The 18,622-nt window shown below is 70.5% G+C and carries 16 protein-coding genes and 1 tRNA gene; 11 read left to right on the top strand and 6 right to left on the bottom strand.

The window, feature by feature from the left end; genetic code table 11:
• Positions 1-984 (bottom strand): ABC transporter permease (locus D7Y15_RS02185; RefSeq protein ID WP_121751558.1); only part of this gene is annotated, 984 nt, incomplete at its 3' end.
• Between the two features lie 298 nt (positions 985-1,282).
• On the opposite strand from D7Y15_RS02185, the gene D7Y15_RS02190 reads away from it, so the two are divergent.
• Positions 1,283-2,053: a hypothetical protein gene (locus tag D7Y15_RS02190; protein WP_121751559.1), complete on the top strand. Its 771-nt coding sequence runs from the start codon at positions 1,283-1,285 to the stop codon at positions 2,051-2,053.
• Here the strand turns inward: D7Y15_RS02190 and D7Y15_RS02195 are convergent.
• The gene (locus D7Y15_RS02195) at positions 2,050-3,093 is read right to left on the bottom strand and encodes a sulfotransferase (RefSeq protein WP_126935393.1); all 1,044 of its coding nucleotides are present in this window, start codon (positions 3,091-3,093) and stop codon (positions 2,050-2,052) included. The two genes, D7Y15_RS02190 and D7Y15_RS02195, sit on opposite strands and share 4 nt — an antisense overlap.
• 310 nt (positions 3,094-3,403) lie before the next feature.
• Here D7Y15_RS02195 and D7Y15_RS02200 point away from each other — a divergent pair, with 310 nt between their 5' ends.
• From D7Y15_RS02200 to D7Y15_RS02230, 8 genes are all read left to right on the top strand, one after another.
• Complete coding sequence (locus D7Y15_RS02200) at positions 3,404-3,871, top strand: hypothetical protein (RefSeq protein WP_121751561.1); 468 nt, start codon at positions 3,404-3,406, stop codon at positions 3,869-3,871.
• A gap of 16 nt (positions 3,872-3,887) precedes the next feature.
• Positions 3,888-5,162, top strand: a complete 1,275-nt coding sequence (locus D7Y15_RS46525) for a cupin domain-containing protein (protein WP_121751562.1) — start codon at positions 3,888-3,890, stop codon at positions 5,160-5,162.
• Between the two features lie 4 nt (positions 5,163-5,166).
• Positions 5,167-5,436, top strand: coding sequence for a hypothetical protein (locus D7Y15_RS44580; protein WP_158628992.1), 270 nt, complete (start codon positions 5,167-5,169; stop codon positions 5,434-5,436).
• Positions 5,437-5,498: 62 nt separating this feature from the next.
• Positions 5,499-6,041 carry a 2OG-Fe(II) oxygenase gene (locus D7Y15_RS44585; RefSeq protein ID WP_158628993.1) on the top strand — a complete coding sequence of 181 codons (543 nt, stop codon included), beginning with the start codon at positions 5,499-5,501 and terminating at the stop codon, positions 6,039-6,041.
• On the top strand, positions 6,038-8,746 hold the full coding sequence (locus D7Y15_RS02215; RefSeq protein ID WP_148712677.1) for a thiopeptide-type bacteriocin biosynthesis protein: 2,709 nt from the start codon (positions 6,038-6,040) through the stop codon (positions 8,744-8,746). Before D7Y15_RS44585 ends, D7Y15_RS02215 begins: the two co-directional genes overlap by 4 nt.
• A gap of 196 nt (positions 8,747-8,942) precedes the next feature.
• Positions 8,943-10,238 (top strand): cupin domain-containing protein, encoded by a 1,296-nt coding sequence (locus tag D7Y15_RS02220; protein ID WP_158624423.1) that lies wholly within the window; start codon positions 8,943-8,945, stop codon positions 10,236-10,238.
• A complete protein-coding gene (locus D7Y15_RS02225; RefSeq protein WP_120577428.1) occupies positions 10,228-11,292 on the top strand; it encodes a hypothetical protein in 1,065 nt (354 codons plus the stop codon). Before D7Y15_RS02220 ends, D7Y15_RS02225 begins: the two co-directional genes overlap by 11 nt.
• 25 nt (positions 11,293-11,317) lie before the next feature.
• The gene (locus tag D7Y15_RS02230) at positions 11,318-12,511 is read left to right on the top strand and encodes a hypothetical protein (RefSeq protein ID WP_121751565.1); all 1,194 of its coding nucleotides are present in this window, start codon (positions 11,318-11,320) and stop codon (positions 12,509-12,511) included.
• A gap of 19 nt (positions 12,512-12,530) precedes the next feature.
• On the opposite strand, the gene D7Y15_RS02235 is transcribed toward D7Y15_RS02230, so the two are convergent.
• Both D7Y15_RS02235 and D7Y15_RS02240 read right to left on the bottom strand, forming a co-directional pair.
• Positions 12,531-14,411 carry an ABC transporter ATP-binding protein gene (locus D7Y15_RS02235; protein ID WP_255430323.1) on the bottom strand — a complete coding sequence of 627 codons (1,881 nt, stop codon included), beginning with the start codon at positions 14,409-14,411 and terminating at the stop codon, positions 12,531-12,533.
• A gap of 42 nt (positions 14,412-14,453) precedes the next feature.
• On the bottom strand, positions 14,454-15,359 hold the full coding sequence (locus tag D7Y15_RS02240) for a flavoprotein (protein WP_121751566.1): 906 nt from the start codon (positions 15,357-15,359) through the stop codon (positions 14,454-14,456).
• A gap of 188 nt (positions 15,360-15,547) precedes the next feature.
• Here D7Y15_RS02240 and D7Y15_RS02245 point away from each other — a divergent pair, with 188 nt between their 5' ends.
• Positions 15,548-16,567, top strand: coding sequence for a radical SAM protein (locus tag D7Y15_RS02245; protein ID WP_158624424.1), 1,020 nt, complete (start codon positions 15,548-15,550; stop codon positions 16,565-16,567).
• Positions 16,568-16,630: 63 nt separating this feature from the next.
• Here the strand turns inward: D7Y15_RS02245 and D7Y15_RS02250 are convergent.
• Positions 16,631-16,703: transfer RNA gene (locus D7Y15_RS02250), tRNA-Phe, on the bottom strand.
• Positions 16,704-16,794: 91 nt separating this feature from the next.
• Complete coding sequence (locus D7Y15_RS02255) at positions 16,795-17,598, bottom strand: sigma-70 family RNA polymerase sigma factor (protein WP_121751567.1); 804 nt, start codon at positions 17,596-17,598, stop codon at positions 16,795-16,797.
• Between the two features lie 124 nt (positions 17,599-17,722).
• Here D7Y15_RS02255 and nhaR point away from each other — a divergent pair, with 124 nt between their 5' ends.
• Positions 17,723-18,622 (top strand): transcriptional activator NhaR, encoded by a 900-nt coding sequence (gene nhaR / locus D7Y15_RS02260; RefSeq protein WP_014393518.1) that lies wholly within the window; start codon positions 17,723-17,725, stop codon positions 18,620-18,622.

An 18,622-nucleotide genomic window follows, 5' to 3' on the forward strand; every position in this document is an offset into this window, starting at 1 on the left:
CCCTCCCACCAGCGCCAGCAACAGGCTCTCCACCAGGAACTGCCGGACAAGCCGGCCCCGCCGCGCCCCCAACGCCACGCGGATCGCCAGCTCCTGCTGACGGGCACCCGCGCGCGCCAGCAACAGGTTCGCGACGTTGGTACAGGCAATCAGCAGGACGAGCCCGACGGCGCCGAGCAGCACCTGGAGCGGCGTGCGCCACGCACGGGTCTCCATCTGGGACAGCGAGAGCACCGCCGCGCCCCGCCCCTTCTGCGCCGCCGGGTACAGGGCCTCCATCCGCGCGGCCAGCTGTTTGAGCAGCGCGTCCGCCTGCTCCACGGACACGCCCTTCCCCAGCCGAGCGCGCACCGTGAGGATGTGGCTGCGATTGGGCGCCTCCGAGTCCGCGGGGGTCTCCAGGGGGAGCCACACGTCCATCTCCTGGGAGAACGAGGCCGGCATCACCCCCACCACCGTGCGGGACACCCCATCCATCACCAGCGTCCGGCCCAGCACCGAGGGGTCCGCGCCAAAACGCCGCCGCCACATTGCCTCGCCCAGGACCGCCACGGGCGCCCGGCCGGGCAGGTCCTCCCCGGACTCGAAGGTGCGCCCGAGCAGCGGCGCGACCCCATGGACGGCGAAGTAGTCCGCGGTGCCTCGCGTGGCCATCAGACGCTCGGGCGCGGCCTCCCCCGAGAGGATGACACCCCCTTCCGTGAAAGCCGTCATCCGCTCGAAGGTGGCGGTCTGCTGCTTCCACTCCAGGAAGGTGGGCCAGGACACCATCCCCCCGCCGTTGCGCTCCCCCAGCACCACCAGCCGCTCGGGGTCTGGGTAGGACAGCGGGCGCAGCAACACGCCGTTGACCACGCTGAAGACCAGGCCATTGGCTCCAATGCCTAGCGCCAGACAAAGCACGGCGATGATGACGAAGCCGGGAGCACGCCGCAGGGTCCGTGCCGCGAATCGTACGTCCTGCTTCAAATCATCCCACCACATGGCGCGCACGTGTCCTTTCTCTTCCGGGCTGCTGGCGGCGGCGGAAACCCTGTCAAGGACTGGCAGGGCCTCTTCACGCCCGATACGCTACCACCTGATGGAGGACGCAAGCCCTTGAATCCTCCCTCATTCCGCCCGCAACCGCTTTCAATTCCAGGCCATTCCCATGCACCCACTCCGCGTCGCGCAACGCACGGCGATCCTCGGGCTCACGGGATACTCCCAGCTCTTCATTCCACCTATTCCAAACAATTTCACATTCATCCTCTTTCCCACCGGCACGGACGCTGAACAGCAGATGGAGAGGGTTCGCGTCCTCAACGCGCCCCTGAACCAGGCCAACCTGCTGCTGCACGAGTGCTGCCGAGAGCTCGCGGCGCGCATGGGGGGCGGCCCGTTCCCCGCCCTGGAGGAGGCGTTGGAGGGATGGCGGCGGCAGATTGACGGGCGCACCAACCTGCGCAGCGTGGAGTACGCGGAAGCCGCCCTGGCGGCGCTGGACCAGCGCTTGTCGCCCCGGCGTGCCCGCACGGAGATCGCCCGGCGGCGCCCCGACATCATCACGGCCTTCACCCGCGCCCCCGTGGACGTGAAGGGGCTGCTGCGCATCAACCTGTACCTCCCGGAGGAGGCGCTGGAGGACTCCCTGTCCGGCCTCATTCGCGGGGTCTTCGCGACGCCGGCCTCCTTCGGGTTGGTGGAGCGGCTGGAGGTGGCCAAGGTCCGGGTGGAGCCCTCCATCGCCGTCACCTATCCCACGCTCATCCTCTATTTGAGGGCCCACGCGAACCAGCCGGCGCTGCGGCCGAGGGTCGAAGCCCTCCTCCAGGGACTGGCCTCGCTCCTGGAACCGTTCAGGCGCGCCTCGCTCGCGGACGACACGTACGCGGACCAATGGCACCCCAGCGCCACCGCGACCCAGGGGCTGCGCCTGCACAAGCGCTACCTGCACCTGCTGGCGCTGCTGAGCCGGGTCTACGACCGGCGGTCGAACTTCGCCTACCTGAAGGCACCTCCTTCGCGCGCCTCCAGCTTTCCCGGCGTGCTCGACCGCGTCCGGACCCGCTAGCGGAGCCGGCGGGGATGCCGGTCGAGCACGGAGAAGGCTGGCAGCGCCCAGCGCTCCGCCGCGCGCTCCACCGCCGGTCCCGCGACGCGCCGCTTGAGGGCGGTGTCCCCGGTGAAGGCCCGCTGGCCACTGGGGTCCTTGGAGTACACCCGCAGGCTCTCCTCGGCGCGCGCCTGCTCCGCCCGGGTGGGCCGGACGCCGAAGGCCTCCATCACCGCGCGGATCCGCGGCAGGTCGATGTCCTCGTAGTTGAGCAGGTATGCACGCCCGTCCGCGCTTCGCGCCGCGGCCGAGCAGAAGCTCCCCACCACCCGCGCGCAGTATTCCTCGGGCGTCATGTCCGCGAGCTGCTCCCCGCTCCAGCCAAAGTGCAGGGTCTTCCAGTCCGCGGGCATTCGCATCCAGCCCGGAGGCCGTGACAGGTTCGAGACCATGACGTCGACCGGGTTCCGGTAGACGAAGAGCCACGGCACGTCCGGCCACAGCCTCCGGATGACGTCGAGCTGCACGCTGTTGCGGCTGGTGAACTTCACGAAGTATCGCCGGTCGCCGGGCCGCCGCCGCTGCCCGAAGATGCGCACCATGCTGCGGAGCAACGCGTCGCGCCTCGCCTCCCAGTCTTCGCGCTCGCCCGGCCACACGCTGGGGGAGTACGGCGTCAGCAGCGTGCACAGCGGCTCTGGTTCGCCAGGGACGATGCTTCCGTCCAGGCACCGCAAGGCGTTCTGGACCAGCGTCGAGCCACAGCGGGACATGTGGAAGATGAACCCGGAAGGCTTGAGCGCGTCCAGGACGTCCCCCACCAGGTTCACCGTCCCCAGGCTCGTGCGGTTGCGGGTGATGCGCGGCTCACGCCGCATCAGCGCCTCCACCGCGTGCCGGTAGAAGGGGGCTTCCTCGTAGTGTTCCCCGGCCTGGAGCCACAGCACGCGCGGGACGTCGGCCTCCAACCGGACCGCGGCCGGAAGCCAGCCCTTCCAGAGTCTGGCCATGACGGCGCGGGAGGGCATGGGCAGGGGGTGCTGGATCTGGGCGCTCATTCGAGAGGACACCTGCGCGAAGGGGACCGGATGAAAGGACTTGCTTGGACAGACGCGACCACGCGCGAACTCTAGCCATGGCGCGCCCCCAGGGGAAATGCCTGCCATCCCACGCCAGGATTGGCGGAATTTTGCAATGATTGCCCCCAATCCACCCAGGCCCTTCAAATAACGCCTGACGCCCTTGCAATCCACGACAATGCCTGTGTAGCTTGTCTTTGATGCAGAGCGCGCCGGGTGAGCGCCTGCCTTCAGTGATTGGAAGGGTCACCCGGGACACGCAAACACAAACGAAGTGCCCGGAGGAATCATGGCCAGCACGACAGGCAGGCGCACCACGACGACGTCCTCGAAGTCCGCCACGCGCACCGCCCAGAAGATGATCAAGCCCGCGGCGGCGCAGGGCCGCGGCCAGCGCACGAAGTCCGTCGTGACGCGCTCCCGCAGCACGGTCACGCCGCAGCTGGCCGCGGAGCCGGTCTTCGCCTGGGCCGAACTCAAGCCCCTGCTCAAGGCGCGGGCCCGCAACGACCCGGACTTCCGCAAGAAGTTGCTGGCCCACCCGGAGGCGGCCTTCGAGGAGGCCGTGGGCTATCCGCTGCCCAAGGGCCTGCGCCTGCAGCCCTTCGAAGAGACGCCCCAGCAGCTCTACATCATCGTTCCCAGGAGCGAGCGCAAGCTGACGGCCCTGGAGATCGAGGTCGTCCAGAGCGGCCTCGACTTCCCGCCGTCCTGCCCCGAGGACTGCCCCGGCGACAGCAACCCGCCGTCCTGCTAGGGCGCCCCGTCCCTCCGTGAAGCCCCGACCTCGCTCCGCCCGTGTCGCGCGGCAGGAAGCGTTCGCGCCTCCGGTCCATGCGCCGAGCCTCGAAGCCCTGCTCGGAGGCCTGACGCCAGTGGCCTTCCTTGCGGACCACTGGGAGCAGCGGGTCTACCACCTCTCCCGAGGGCAGCCGGACTTCTACGCGCCGCTGCTGCCCCGGGCGGAGATCGATCATCTGATCGCCTCCGCGCTCGCGCTGGACCCCACCAGCGTGGAGCTGCTGCCTCGCGCGCGGCCGGGGGACGCCGGGCGTCCCCTGGACGCCCAGCGCCTCCAGGAGGGCTACGACGCGGGCAACACCCTGCGCGTCAACGCGGCCCACCGGTTCCTGGGCCCGCTGCGCCAGCTCCGGGGACACCTGGAGCAGGGACTCGGCGCGCTGGTGAACGTCAACCTCTACTGCGCCCCCGCCCGTTCGGAGACGGCGCAGGTGCACTTCGACCGGCACTGCTTCGTGTTGCAGGTGTCTGGCCGGCGGAAGTGGAGCCTGTCGCCGCGGGAGACGGACCTGCCGCTCGAGTACGTCCCGCCCTTCCGCTTCGAGGACCTGGAGGATTCGCGCGGCTTCCGCACCCCCCGGTTCCAGCCGGCGGGGAGCGACGGCCCCACCGAGCACTTCGTGCTGGAGGCAGGAGACCTGCTCTACCTGCCCCGGGGCCACGTCCACGAGTCGCGCGCGGATGGCACCCATTCGGTCCACCTGACGCTCGGGTTCAAGACGCTCACGTACGTGGACTGCCTGGCGTCCGCCCTGTACCAGTTGGCCCACCGGGAGCCCGCCCTGCGCCGCTCCCTGCCGCCCGGCTTCCTCCTCGGAGGCACCGTCCAGGAAGAGGTGCACGAGGAACTCCGCCGGCTGGGGGAGCGGCTGCCCCAGGCGCTCGACGTGGAGGCAGCGGTCACCGACATCGCCCGGGCCTTCCTTCACAAGCGCGGCCAGCTCACGGGGATGACGCTGGGCTCGGAGGACGACGCGGCCCACCTGGGCCTCCAGGACCGGGTCGAGCGGCGGGCGGGGCAACTCCTGCACTACAGCGAGGGCGCGGGCAAGGCGCGGCTCCAGTTCGGACAACGGACCGTGTCGGTGCCGGCGGACTTCGGTGAAGCCCTGCGGTTCATCCAGCGAACCCCCCGCTTCCAGGTGCGGGCGCTACCGGGGCCACTGGATGACGAGGGCCGGCTCGCGCTGGTGGGCCGGCTGACCCGCGAGGGCCTGCTCTACGCCTTGCGCCAAGAGGAGGACTGACGGGATGGAGCGGCACTGGGAAAGCCCATGGCAGGCATTGAAGGTCGCGATCGCCCGGCGCGCGCGCGTCGATCCCCTCTTCCGCATGAAGCTGCTGGCGACCCCCCGGCGTGTCATCAAGGAGGTGCTCGGTGTCGACCTCCCGCCTGGGATTGCGCTGCACATGAAGGAAGAGGCGCCGCGGACCCTCTACCTGACGGTGCCGCCCAGCGCCGAGCCCCCCCGGGGACGGAGCCGTGGGCGCGGCCGCTCACGCCAGGGGGGGCGCCCATGAGCGCGGCCGGAAGACGTGCGCGCGCGCCAGCGCCGCGACCTTCGCGGCAGGTCGAGGCCTTCATGCCCCTGGAGGTGGGAATCGCCCTGGGCAAGCTCTTCACCCGCCAGCAGGCGAAGCACATCGTGGCGCTGGCGAAGCAGTCCCCGGACTGGGATGCCGCGACGGTGCTGAACCGGGAGGGCAAGGTGCTGAAGCCCCAGGTCCGCTCGGCGCGGGTGCTGACCGAGAAGGTCCTCCCGGAGGCTTTCGCGGACTTCCGGGAGCGGCTCCAGTTGGCGCTGGCTGGCGCGGACTGGCTGCCCTGGAGGCACCTCATGCTGACGCCGCTGCAACTGGTCCGCTACGGCGTGAACGACTTCTACCGGCTCCACCGGGATGACCGCCCCGGCGGCAAGCGCCGCCTGTCCATCGTCTGCTACCTCAACGACGACTTCGACGGCGGAGAGACAGCCTTTCCCAAGCTGGACATCCGCGTCCAACCGCATGGCGGCATGGCCGTGCTCTTCGACTCCAGCCTGCTCCATGGCGCCGAGCGGGTCTCGCGCGGGGAGAAGTTCGTCTTCGTGGCGTGGTTGGCGACGCAGCCCGAAGAGGGCCCGTGACGCCGGGGGCCGCACCCGAGGCGTCCCTGGCCGGGATGGCGAGGCGGCTGGGACTCGGGGCGCTGGAGTTGGAGTCCCTGGTGCACGGCGCGCTGCGCCTGCCCGCCCTGGCTCCGGGCCTCCTGGCGGAGCTCCAGGCCCTGGCCCGGGACGACCCGGGTCAGGAGGCGGCGGCGCTCCACACCTGGCTGGAGGAGCAGCTCCAGCGTCCGGAGCTGCGTCCGCTCATCGCCACGGCCAGCCCCCAACTGCTCCAGTACTGGGAGGGCGGGGGGAAGGATGACGCCGCCCGGGGCGCCCTGCTGCGCTACCTGCTGCGCGCCGCCTCGCGCTGCACACCGGTGGGGTTGCTCGCGTGGGCGGCGGCGGCGCGCTTCGACGCACCGGAGGGCAGCTGGCCGGACCTCCGCGCGCTGCCCATTCGCGTCGCGGGACTCCAGGCGAACACCGGACACCGCCGGGTGCTGGCCTCGGAGCGCGTCCTCGCCCGTCGCGGCAACCGCATCGTGGCGGCGGAAGCGCACTCCCAGGAAGAGGCGCTCCTCGACTTCCGCGAAGAGCTGTGGCGCGAGCTGCGCGGCATCCATCCAGACCGCGGGCGCTCCCCCGTCCAGGAACAACTGGTGCGGGTGAGGCTGCTCGACACTGTCGCGCAGCCGGAGCTGACCGAGCGGTTCCTGAAGCCCGGTGAAGTGGACTCCTTCCAAGGCGTGACGGCGGCGGTCGTCGCCGAAACGGTCCCCCTGCCGGCATCGGTGCGGCGGGCCATCGCCCACCGGGCACTGGCGCTGCTGTCGTGCCAGTCGCTCCCCGACAGCGCCCGCAGGCTCCGGACCTATCACCGCCTGTTCCGGGACCGCTTCACGGACGAATGGGTCTGCGCCGCGGAGCTGGCGGATCCGCTCATCAGCGGACTGCCCGCGCCATGGGAGGCCGACCTGGAGCCCCCGTCACCCGCCGACGAGGCCCGTGCCCGCTGGCTGGCCACCGTGTACCACCGGGGCATGGCCGCCGGGGGACGGGCCGTCCTCGAGGATGACGAGCTCTCGCGCTTCGCCGCCCCCGCCGCGCGGGAGGTTCCCGTCGCGGACGGGTTCGAGGCGGGCTGTCTGCTCGTCGCCTCCAGCCAGGCCGACCTGGAGCGGGGAGCGTTCACGCTCGTCCCAGGGAGCCTGCACGGCTCGGGCGCGCCGCATCGCTCGCTCGGGAGGTTCCTGGGGTGTCTGCCCCAGACCTTCCGCGACGAGGTCCTGGGCCACCAGCGGACCTGGGAGGGGGAGCGGGGAGCCCTGCACGCGGAGGTGGTCTGGACACGCGCGGACTCGCCTCCCTCGCTGCGCTGGGCCGCGCATGCCTGGTCGAGCGAGGTGATCTGCAACGGCGCTCCCCGGATGGCCTCCCGGCGGCGGGTCCGCCCCGAGGACGTGATGGTGCGGGCGGCGCCGGAGGGCTTCGTCTTCGCGCTCCGCGACGGCACGCCGCTGGTGCTGCACCAGGGTCACATGCTGGCCCCCCGCGCGAGCCCGCGCGTCGCGAGGCTGCTCCTGGAACTGGCGATGGAGGGCGCGCGCCATCCGGGAGGCTTCGACTGGCGGGAACTCGGAAACCTTCCCCGGCTGCCGCGCCTCACCTGGCGGGGGCAGATCCTCTGTCTGGCGCGCTGGCGTCCCGGCGGGCCGTACTCGCGGGAGCGCGCCGGGGCCCTGCGCGACTGGCGCGAGGCGAATGGCGTCCCCCGCGTCGTCTGCCTCGTGGAGAACGAGCGGCGGCTCCCCATCGACCTGGAGTCCCACTGGGGACGGACGGAGCTCCTCCGCGCGAGCCGGTCCGCCGCGGCCTCCTGCTATCTGGAAGAGGCGCCCTGGCTGGAAGAGGCCACCGCGAGGACCGTGGTGTGCGAGGTGGTCCCCAGCTTCCGCCGCCGGCTGCCCGCCCCGGCTCCGCGCCAACAAAGGCCCCCCACCGACGGGACGCGGATCCACCGGCAGTGGCGCTCCTTCACCCTCTTCGCCGACGAGGCGGCGCAGCGCAGGCTCCTCGTCGCCTTGCGCCCCATGCTCCCCGCCAGCCCCGGTGACTGGCACTACGTCCGCTTCGCGGAAGGGCCCCGCCGGCTGGTCCGCCTGCGCTGGCGTGGAGAGTCCCCGCTCGACCGCTTCGAGTCCCTGCTCGACCTCGCGCTCGAGCACGGCGCCACGGACGTCCGCCAGGAGACCTTCCGCCCGGAGACCTTCCGCTATGGCGGCGCCGACGCGCTGGACGCCGCGCTCCGCGTCTTCACCTGGGACAGCGACTCCGCGCTCGGGAGCTGGGGCGCGGGCAGGGAGCCGGAGCGGCTGCTCATCGAAACGGGAGCGGTGATGGCCGCCTACCTGGAGCTGCTCCTGGGCCGTGCCGCGGGCGCCGCCGCGTGCCGCGAGCGTTCCCGGCGAACCGAGATCGCGCCCCTCATCCGCCGGCTCCGCGCCCGGCAGGACCTGCTGGAACAGCTGGGGCGGGACGCCCCCCCTCGGGCGCTGATGGAGCTGCTGCGGGCATGGCGCGACGCCACTCCCAACGCGGGACCTCGTGAGGCGCTGTCCTTCACGCACATGGCCGCGAACCGCCGGCTGGGTTCACGGCGGGGACAGGAAAGCGTGGCACAGGCCCTCGCGGAAACGCTGCTCCAGGCCCGGATGCGCGCCGAACCCCAATCCTCGCGCTGAATGGCAACCACCCCCGGCCGTCGTCTCCGTAATTCTTTACCATGACGGCTCAATGACGGGTCATTTCCCCGGAAACCCTTCACGCTTTCACTTGTCAGACACACAGCACCAGAACAATGATTGCCCAGGTCCTCCATCCGCCTGGGAAAGCCATGCATTGCCACCCACCCTCCCGCCAGGCCCGACTCCCTCTCCCGTGAAACCCAGACTCCGCTCCGCCCGGACCCCGCGGCGGCAAGCCCTCGCACCCGCCAGCTATGCCCCAAGCCTGGAGGCGCTGCTCGGAGACCTGACGCCAGAGGCCTTCCTGGCGGACCATTGGGAGAAGCGTTTCTACCGTCTTTCCCGGGGCCAGCCGGACTTCTACGCCCCCCTGCTGTCCCAGGCCGGGCTCGACCACCTGGTCGCCTCGGCCCTCGCGCTGGACCCGGCCGCGGTCGAGCTGCTGCGCTCCGACCTGCCGCGCAACAGGATGAAGGACCCGACCCGCGCCCCCGACGCACAGCTCCTCCAGGCGGGCTACGAAGCCGGCAGCACGCTCCGGGTGAACGCGGCCCACCGCTTCTCGACCTCCATCCGCGACCTGTGCTTGTCATTGGAGCAGCGCCTCAGCGCGCCGGTGAACGTCAACCTCTACTGCTCACCGGCCAGGTCCCAGGGGGTGCAGGCCCACTTCGACCGCCACGACGTCCTCGTGCTCCAGGTGGCCGGCCGCAAGACGTGGAGCCTGAGCCCTCCGCCGGTGGACCTGCCGCTCGAGTACGTCCCGCCCTTCCGCTTCGAGAACCTGGAGGACGCCCAGCGCTTCCGCGTCACGCGCCACCAGCCCTCGCAGGTGGACAACTCGTCGCCGACCCAGCGCTTCACGCTGGAGCCGGGGGACCTGCTCTACCTGCCTCGGGGCCATGTCCACGAGGCCCGGACGGATGGCGGCCATTCGCTCCACCTGACGGTGGGCTTCAAGTCCATCACCTACGCGGACTGCCTGGCCTCCGCCGTCTTCCAGCGGGCCCACCAGGAGCCCCGCCTGCGCCGCGGGCTGCCTCCGGGCTTCGCCAGCGACAGCGCCGCCTGGGATGAATTGCGCGGGGAGTTCCGCCGGCTGGGTGAGGCGCTGTTCCAGTCGCTCGACCCGGACGCGGCGGTCTCCGAGGTCGTCGAGGTCCTGATGAGGAGCCGCTCGCGCGTGTCGGGGTTGACGCTGGGCTCCGAGGAAGACGCGGCCCGTGTCCACACGCGCAGCCAGGTCCAGCGGCGGTTCGGGCCCCTGATGCGCTACCGCGAAGGCGACGGCAAGGCCACGCTCCAGTTCGGCCAGCGGGCCGTGTCGGTGCCGGCGGACTTCGGCGAGGCGCTGCGCTTCATCTTGCGGACGCCGCGCTTCCAGGTGGGTGAGCTTCCGGGGCCCCTGGATGACGAGGGCAGGGTGACGCTCGTGCGCCGGCTGACCCACGAGGGGTTGTTCCACATCGTGTCGTCCAATGACGGGTGACTTCATGGGCGCGAAGCTGGTGCATCCCATCCCCCCGCCGCCCCGGGGCGCCATGGCGGCGCTCTGGGAGGGGTGGATTCCCGCCTGGGACCGTCTGGCCGAGGAGCCCCGCGGCATCGAATGGATCAACGAGGCGGGGCGCTTCCAGGAAGGACCCTTCTACGACGAGTCCATCGCACTCCTGCTCCAGCGCCATCCGCGCATCGGGCGCAACGTCAGCAGTCCGGCCACGGTCCATCAGGTGGCGGAAGCCATCGACGGGCTGTCGCCCTCCGGCTTCATCTTCCACATGTCCCGGTGCGGCTCGACGCTGGTGCAGAACGCGCTGCGCTGCCTGGACGGCACCCTCGTTCCCGGCGAGCCCGACGTCCTGTCGTCGCTCCTGCTGGCCTCGGTGCCAGGCCCCAGGCCCCGGGGCGCGTCCGCCGCGGCGCAGGCGGAGCGGGACGCCCTGCTTCGCAGTCTGGTCAAGGTCTTCGGCCGGCGCCGCACGAAGCGCGACCGCCGGCTCTTCATCAAGTTCGCCAGTCTGGAGACCGTCCGTCTGGATGTCGTCCGCAGGCTCTGGCCGGACGTGCCGTGGCTCTTCATCTACCGGGACCCCGTGGACGTCGTGGTGTCCAACATGGCCCGCCCCTCCGGCTGGATGGACCGGCCCACACCGGAGCAGGTCAAACGGTACTTTGGCTGGGGTCCCCGGACCGTGGACGCCATGACGCGCGAGGAGTACTGCGCGCGAGCCGTCAGCCATTTCTGCGGAGTGGCCGCTGACAGCGCGGATGCGAAGGCCCACCTGCTCAACTACGAGGACATCGACCTGGAGCGGCTGGTGGCGGTCATGGATGCGTTTGGCGTCCACCCCACCCGGGCGGAGCGGGCGCGCGTCGAGAAGAGCCTGCGGGTGTACTCCAAGGACCCGCGGGGCAAGCGCCGCTTCATCGCGGACACCGCGCTCAAGCGGCGCATCGCGGGCCCCGCCGTCCATGACGCCGTCAAGCAATGGGCCCTGCCGGCCTACCGGCTGCTGAACCGGCACCGCAGGCGGATCCGCTAGGAGCGGCCCAAATCAAGGAGGCGCTGTGTCCAACCTCGTGGTGAACCCCTTCGCATCCATCGAGCTCACCCGCGAGCGCTCCGCCCCGGTCGGGCTCCGGGTCTCCGCGCCGTTTCCCGGGAGAGGCAGGCTGACGACCGCCATCGACAGCCGGCTGCACCCTCGGCTGTTCCAGTCGCTCCGGGCGCTGGCGGAGAGCGCCCGGAGCCACGGCCGCGGCCGCCTGGAGTTGGACGAGACCGAGGTGTCGGTCCTGCGCGAGGCCGGATACCTGGTCCCGCCCTCGGAGGTTCCCCAGGCCCCGCGCTTCGGCTGCCTCCTGGGAGAAGACCTCCCGGCGGCGGGCCGCAAGCCGCGTCTCGCGCCCGGCACCGTCGTGGTGACGGGCTTCAAGCTGCTGACGGCGCCCCCACGGCTTCCTCGGGAGAAGCGCCATCTGGGCCTGCTCGGACTGACCGGGCGCTTACCGCTCGCGCTGGTGCGCGATGCCGTCACCGGCATCACCGCCGTCCACGAGGTCCCCGGCTGGCTTGTCGGGGCCTGCACCCGGCTGCGGCCTGGCGGATCCGCGCCCACGCTCACGCCCCGGGAGTTCCAGGCGCTGAGGGCCGCGCGCATCCTCCTCTCCCAGGAGGAGCTCACCCGGGAGCGGGCCACCTGGCGCTACGCGCTCGACTCCGCGCGCATCCTCCTGGAGCACCGGGGCTATGCCAACATGGCGGGGCTCTTCCACCCCGCGCAGATGAAAGCCCTCCGCGCCTACTACCGGGGCCTCGTGAGCAGCGGGCTGCTGGTGCTGGGAGACCCCCAGAGCTTGCGCTACGTGCGGCACAACGATCCGGTCTCCAGCTTCTTCCACGAACAGCTCGCGGGCGTCGTGTCGAACCTCTTCGATGTCGAAGCCCGGCCCTCCTACAACTACCTGGGCTGCTACCAGCCCGGCGCGCGGCTCGCCCGCCACACCGACCGGGCGCAGTGCCGGTTCAGCGGAACCCTGCTGGTCGACTTCACGTCAGGCCGGACGGGGCCCGGCAGTTGGCCGCTCGTCTTCAGTCCGCCTGGCGGCAGGCCGGGCACCCTCCACCAGACATCGGGCGAGTGTGCGTTCTACCGTGGCTGCGACATCCCCCACGCCCGCCCCACGCTCCCCGAGGGCTGCCGCTCCACGTCCCTGTTCCTGCACTATGTGCCCCGGACATTCCGGGGGGCGCTGAGCTGAGGCCGGGCAGTCCGCGGGCTCAGCGCCCCGCGCGTCCCGAAGCAGGCTCGTCGCCGTGGCCGTCCGCATGGAGCTGGAAGAGATGCGCGTACTGTCCACCACGGCGAAGCAGTTCTTCGTGGGAGCCCAGCTCCTGGATCTCCCCGTTGTGCAGCACGACGACGCGGTCGGCGATCCGCACCGTGGAGAACCGGTGGGAGATGATGAGCGCGGTCCGGTCCTCGGCGAGGGCCCGGAAGCTCTCGAAGAAGCGCTGCTCGGCGCGGGCATCGAGGCTCGCCGTCGGCTCGTCCAGGATGAGCGCCTCCGCGTCGCGCATGAAGGCGCGGCTGACAGCCAGCTTCTGCCATTGCCCCACGGACAGGTCCTGGCCTGACTCGAACCACAGGCCCAGCAGCGTGTCGAGCTTCCGGGGCAGCGACTCGATGAGCGTGCTGGCACCGCCTTTCTCCGCCGCCGCCTGGATCCGCGCCGCGTCCTGCCAGTGCTGGGTGTCCCCCAGCCCGATGTTGTCGGCGGCGCTGAACTGGTAGCGGACGAAGTCCTGGAACACCGCGCTGAAGCGGGAGCGGAGGTCGCCGGGGTCCATGTCCCGCAGGTCGACGCCGCCGTAGGTGATGGACCCCTCCGTCGGCTCGTAGAAGCGCAGCAGCAACTTCACGAAGGTGCTCTTGCCCGCCCCGTTCTCCCCGACGACGGCGAGCTTCTCCCCCGCGGGGAGGGTCAGGTTGACGTGCCGCAGCGCCCACCCCTGCTGTCCCGCGTACCGGAACGACACGTCGCGGAACTCGATGGTCTGGGCCCGCCCCCGCACCGGGCTCCGCGGGGGAAGCACGCGCGCGCCCTCCTGGTCCGTGGGCACCGCGAGATACTGGAACAGGTCCGACATGAAGAGCGACTCCCGGTAGACGGACCCGATGGACAGCAGGGTCGCCTGGAGCGCCGTCTGCCCCTGCCGGAAGACCGCGATATAGAGAATCATCTCCCCCAGGGTGAGGACGCCCATGACGGTCCGGGCCACCACGAACGCATAGCACCCGTAGAAGGCGAGGATGGACAGCGCCCCGAAGCCCAGCCCGAAGGACAACCGCCGCCGCTCGTACTTCCGGTCCCGCTCGTAGAACAACCGGGCCAACCGCTGGTAGCGGTCCAGGATGATGGAGCCCAGGCCATACAGCTTGACCTCCTTGGCATGGTTGTCCCGCGTGAGCAGCCATTCCAGATAGTCGAGCCGCCGCGCGGCCCCCGCGCGCTCCGAGTGGAGTTCGAACGACTCGCGGGCGAGGCGTGCCTCCACGAAGAAGGCCGGCAGGGACGCCGCGACCAGGATGAGCGCGCTCCAGGGCGACAAGGCCAGGAGGAGCGCCGCGTAGCTCGCGAGCGTGACGCCGTGCTGCACGGTCGAGAACAGGTTCACGACAATCACCAGGGGCCGGCTGTCCGCCACCCGCCGCGCCTTCTGCATCGTGTCGTGGACCTGGGGGTCCTCGAAGTGGCGCAGCTCCAACGCCAACGCCTTGTGAAGGATCTTGAGGTTGGTGGCGGTGGTGAGGCGCGCCTGGAGGACCTCGTGGACGAGCGCGATGAGCCGGCCCAGGGCGGCGGAGGCAAGGACGAGCGCGAACTCCAGCGCCACCAGCCACAAGGTGTGGGAGGAGAGGGCCTCGCTCCGGGTCTTCGCGGCGGCCAGGACCCCATCGACGACGAGCTTTCCCACGTAGACGATGGCCGGCGGGAACAGCGCCGCGAGCAGCGTCAGCCCCGCGCTCCACGCCATGGAGGCCCGGTCCGCCTCCCAGGCGAGGCGGACGGTGGCACGCACCTGGGAGAGCACCGTCGCGAGCGACCGGACGCGAAGGCGTCCGTCACGCAAGAGCCGCTGGAAGGGAAAGACAGCCACCCGGGAACCCTCCTTGATGCGCGATGAGCGCCCATCCACGACTCACTCCCGCGAAACCTCGCGCGTCCGGGGCTTGCCGGCGGCCACGGCCGTCAAGGTCGCGAGCATGGCCCCGTCCAGCAGTCCCTGTGTCCCGAAGCCCAGACGTGGAGGCTCGCCCCGCGCAAGCCAGGCGACCTCCAGCCCCCGGTGAGGCTCCACGACATGGACGCCATCCGCGACGATGCGAGCCACGTTGCGCTGGACCGCGGGATGGTCCCACATGGCCTCGTTCATGGAGGGCACGACGATGACGGGGGCGCGGGTCGCGGTCACCACGAGTGACACCAGGTCGGAGCAGGCCCCCTGGGCCAGCCTGGCGATGGCGTGGGCGGAAGCAGGGCAGACAACGACAAGGTCGGCGGTGTCGGCGAGTTCGATGTGAGGGACCCGCACCTCTCCCCGGCGCGCGGACGCGCTTCCCCAGACCTGGATGCCGTGGGCCTCGAAGGCAGCGGGCGCCACGAAGGGCCGGGCCGCTCGCGTCACCACCACGTCGATCCTCCTGGCGAAAGGTTGGAGACGCGCGATGGAGGGGAGCATGTAGGCACTGGCCACGGCCCCGGTCAGCCCGAACACGACGTTGCCGAGCGGTGGCTGTCCTCGCGCCTTGAGCCGGGGGGAGGACTTCGCCTCCAGCGCGTCCAGGGTCCGGCCCTCGGTGAGGCAGCCGGCCTTCGCGAGCGCCTCCAGCACGGCGGGGCCGTTCTCCAGCTTCGAGGCGCCACGGCGCAGCTCGCTGCCAGAAAGCGGCACCGAGGCCAGACGGATCAACTCCGCGACGATCGCCGCGTCGGCACGGCGCAACTCCAGTGCCTCACGCCCGGAGATGACCAGACACCCGTCGGAGCGGCGAAGGAAGGTGCAGGCCATGTTGCGAACATAGAAACACTCATCCTGGATGGGCATGACGACCTCCCGCTCTGCCCGGAGCAGACATTTCCTGTCAGCGTGGAGATGACCGGACCCCGAATCACTGACGCTCCGGCCCCCCTACAATGGCAATGCTTTCTAGCGTATTGCTTCGAATCCAGCCATCCCTGAAAGGCTCCCGCGGACGCGAGGGCCTCCACCTGTTCGGCCCAGGCTGTCAGCCCATGCAAAAGACAGTGACCCAAGGCAGCCCGTACTCTCGCGCGCTCGTCTGGCTGGTGACATACCGTTGCCCGCTGCTCTGCACCCACTGCCACTCAGAATCCGGCAGGCGCCCTTCCCGGCAGCTCCCGCCCGAGAAGATGCAGCAACTGGTCGACGTCCTGCTCTCCATGCGCTTGCGCCAGGTGACGTTCTCTGGCGGGGAGCCGCTCACCGTCCCAGGACTGACAGGGATTGCCGAACGCCTGTCCAAGGCCGGTGTCCAGACAATCCTTTATACGAGTGGCTGGGGGATGACGGAGGCGCTGGCGCGGCGGCTCGGCGAAGTCTTTCACGAGGTCCATGTCAGCCTGGATGGCGCGACGGCGGACGTCCACGACAAGATTCGGGGACGTCCCGGCAGCTTCGTCCGGACCCTGGCGGCGCTGGAGCTGCTCAACCAGCACGCCTCCAGCGGGATGCGGCTCGACATCGAATGCGTGGTGGTCCGCAGCAATCACGACCAGCTCGAGCGCTTCTGCACGGAGGTGGCGCCCCGCTTCCCGAGGCTTCGCCACCTGGTGTTGGGGGCCGTCGCGCCCTCGGGGCTGGCGACGCGGGAGACCTTCGCCAGCCAGGAGTTCCTGACCGACGACGAGATGCACGCCCTGGACGACCCGGCGGTCACCGCGAGGCTGCAGGCGCTCGCGCCACCGGGCGTGGCGGTCCAGACCACCAGCAACTTCAGCCTCAAGACAGGCCGTGGCTGCTGGTACATCCAGCCGGACGGCGACGTGCAAGCGATGCCGTCCTACGAAGGCGCCGTCGGGAACCTGCTGAGCGAGCCACCCGAGCTCCTGTGGAGCCGCTGCCAGGAGCGGCGCGGAGATCCCTTCGTCCGCTCGATGCTGGATGGGGCGCGGACCGTCCAGGAATGGGTGGAGGCGGTGCGGCGCATCGACCTGCGCTTCGGGAGCGAAGAAGACCAGGCGCGCATTGGTGCGCGTGCAGCGCATCCGGCACCGGCGCGTGCGAGCCGCTGACGTCAGAAACGACGAAGGGCGCCGGACCGGAGTCCGACGCCCTTCAGATTCTTCGTACTGGTGTGCCCAAGGGCGGAATCGAACCACCGACACGGGGATTTTCAGTCCCCTGCTCTACCGACTGAGCTACTTGGGCGTACCGCGCACCGCGAGCGGCAGCGCCGATTTACGGTCACTGGCCCGCGACGTCAACCCCTTTTCCGCCAACCCTCCTCCTCGCTCGACACTCAGGCCGCCAGCCGGGGCGCTTCGCCATCCCAGGCCGTGCAGCCCGCCGTCAGCCGCTGGCGCAGCTTCTGGCGCAGCCCCTGCTCGATCTGCCGGATGCGCACCGCCGTCACCCCGAAGCGCTTCGCCAGGAACTCCGCGCTCACCCCGTCCTCCACCAGCATCCGCTCCTTCACCAGCGCCCGCTCCCTCGCGTCCAGCTCCGGCCAGGCCGCCGCCACGCTCTGGTGCAGCTTCTCCGCCCAGGCGCCCCGGTCCGCCTGCTCCTCCGCCGAGTCCTCGTCCGACTCCAGCATGTCCAGCCGCGTCGCGTCCCCCTCCAGGCCCAGGGGCGCGTTCAGGGACACGTCCTTCGCCAGCGCGTCCGTCCCCCGCACCACGTCCTCCTCCTTCTTGCCCAGCGCCTCGGCCAACCGCTTCGTCACCTCCGGGTGCCCCTCGCCCCAGCGGGCCTCCAGCCGCGCCCGCTCGCGCCGGAGCTGGAAGACGATCCACGGCGCGCGGCCCCCCGCCATACTCCAGGTGCGGGACACGTACGCCCGGATGCGCGCGCGGATCCACTGCTGCGCGTAGGCACCGAACGGCACTCCCCGCTCCTCGAACCGGCGCGCCGCCTCCACCAGGCCGACGTTGCCCTCCGACATCAGCTCCTCCAGCGACAGGCCCGTCCAGCGGTACTTCCAGGCCAGCCGACGAACCAGCTCCAGGTGCCCCCGCACCCGCATCTCCACTTCCGCCGAGTCCACCTCGGTCTCCACTCCCTCCACCGTCGTGGACTCAAGCTCCTCGTAGATGGCTTCCATGACGCGTACCTCCCCAATCAGTCCCCCGCGCACCCATCGCGCGGTGACGGACGTAGAGATAAGCGGGGACGACACTTTAAAAAATGAGCTAGTTTGGATGAAACCCTTCGGTTATTTCTAAGTCATGGCGTGGCTCAACTACCACCATCTCCTGTATTTCTGGACGGTTGCGCGGGCGGGCAGCATCGCCAAGGCGAGTGAAGAGCTGCACCTCGCCCAGCCCACCATCAGCGCCCAAATCAAGCTGCTGGAGGAGTCGCTGGGCCACCAGCTCTTCGAGCGCAAGGGCCGCAAGCTCGTCCTGTCCGACGTGGGCCGCACCGTCATGCGCTACGCGGACGAAATCTTCCGCCTGGGCAACGAGCTGAAGAACGTCGTCTCCGGCCTGCCCACCGGCCAGCAGCTGCGCCTCAACGTGGGCGTGCTCGACGTCATCCCCAAGCTCGTCGCCGAGCAGCTGCTCAAGCCCGCGCTGGATGCCGGGCCCTCGCTGCGCATCATCTGCCGCGAGAGCCCCCTGCCCCAATTGCTCGCACAACTGGCGCTGCATGAGCTGGACGTGGTGCTCGCGGACGCGCCTGGCTCCGAGCCCGTCAGCGTCCGGTCCTTCAACCACTTGCTAGGCAAGTGCGGCGTGACGTTCTTCGCCGCCCAACCCCTCGCGCACCTTCGCAAGGACTTCCCGCGCTCGCTCGACGGCGCTCCCATGCTGCTGCCGTCGGAGGAGTCGTCGGTGCGCCGCTCGCTGGACCTGTGGTTCGAGCGGCTCGGCATCCGGCCCCTCATCGCTGGCGACTTCGACGACAGCGCGCTGCTCCAGGCCTTCGGACAGAAGGGGCACGGCATCTTCGCCATGCCCTCCATCATCGACGCCGAGGTGCAACGGCAGTTCAACGTCACCGCCATCGGGCACACCGACGAAATCGAGCAGTGCTTCTACGCCATCACCGTGGAGCGCCGACTGCGCCACCCTGCCGTCGTCGCCATCGCCGAAGCCGCGCGCTCGCACATCTTCGGCGGGTGA

The organism is Corallococcus sp. AB030, assembly GCF_003668965.1.
GTDB lineage: Bacteria > Myxococcota > Myxococcia > Myxococcales > Myxococcaceae > Corallococcus > Corallococcus exiguus.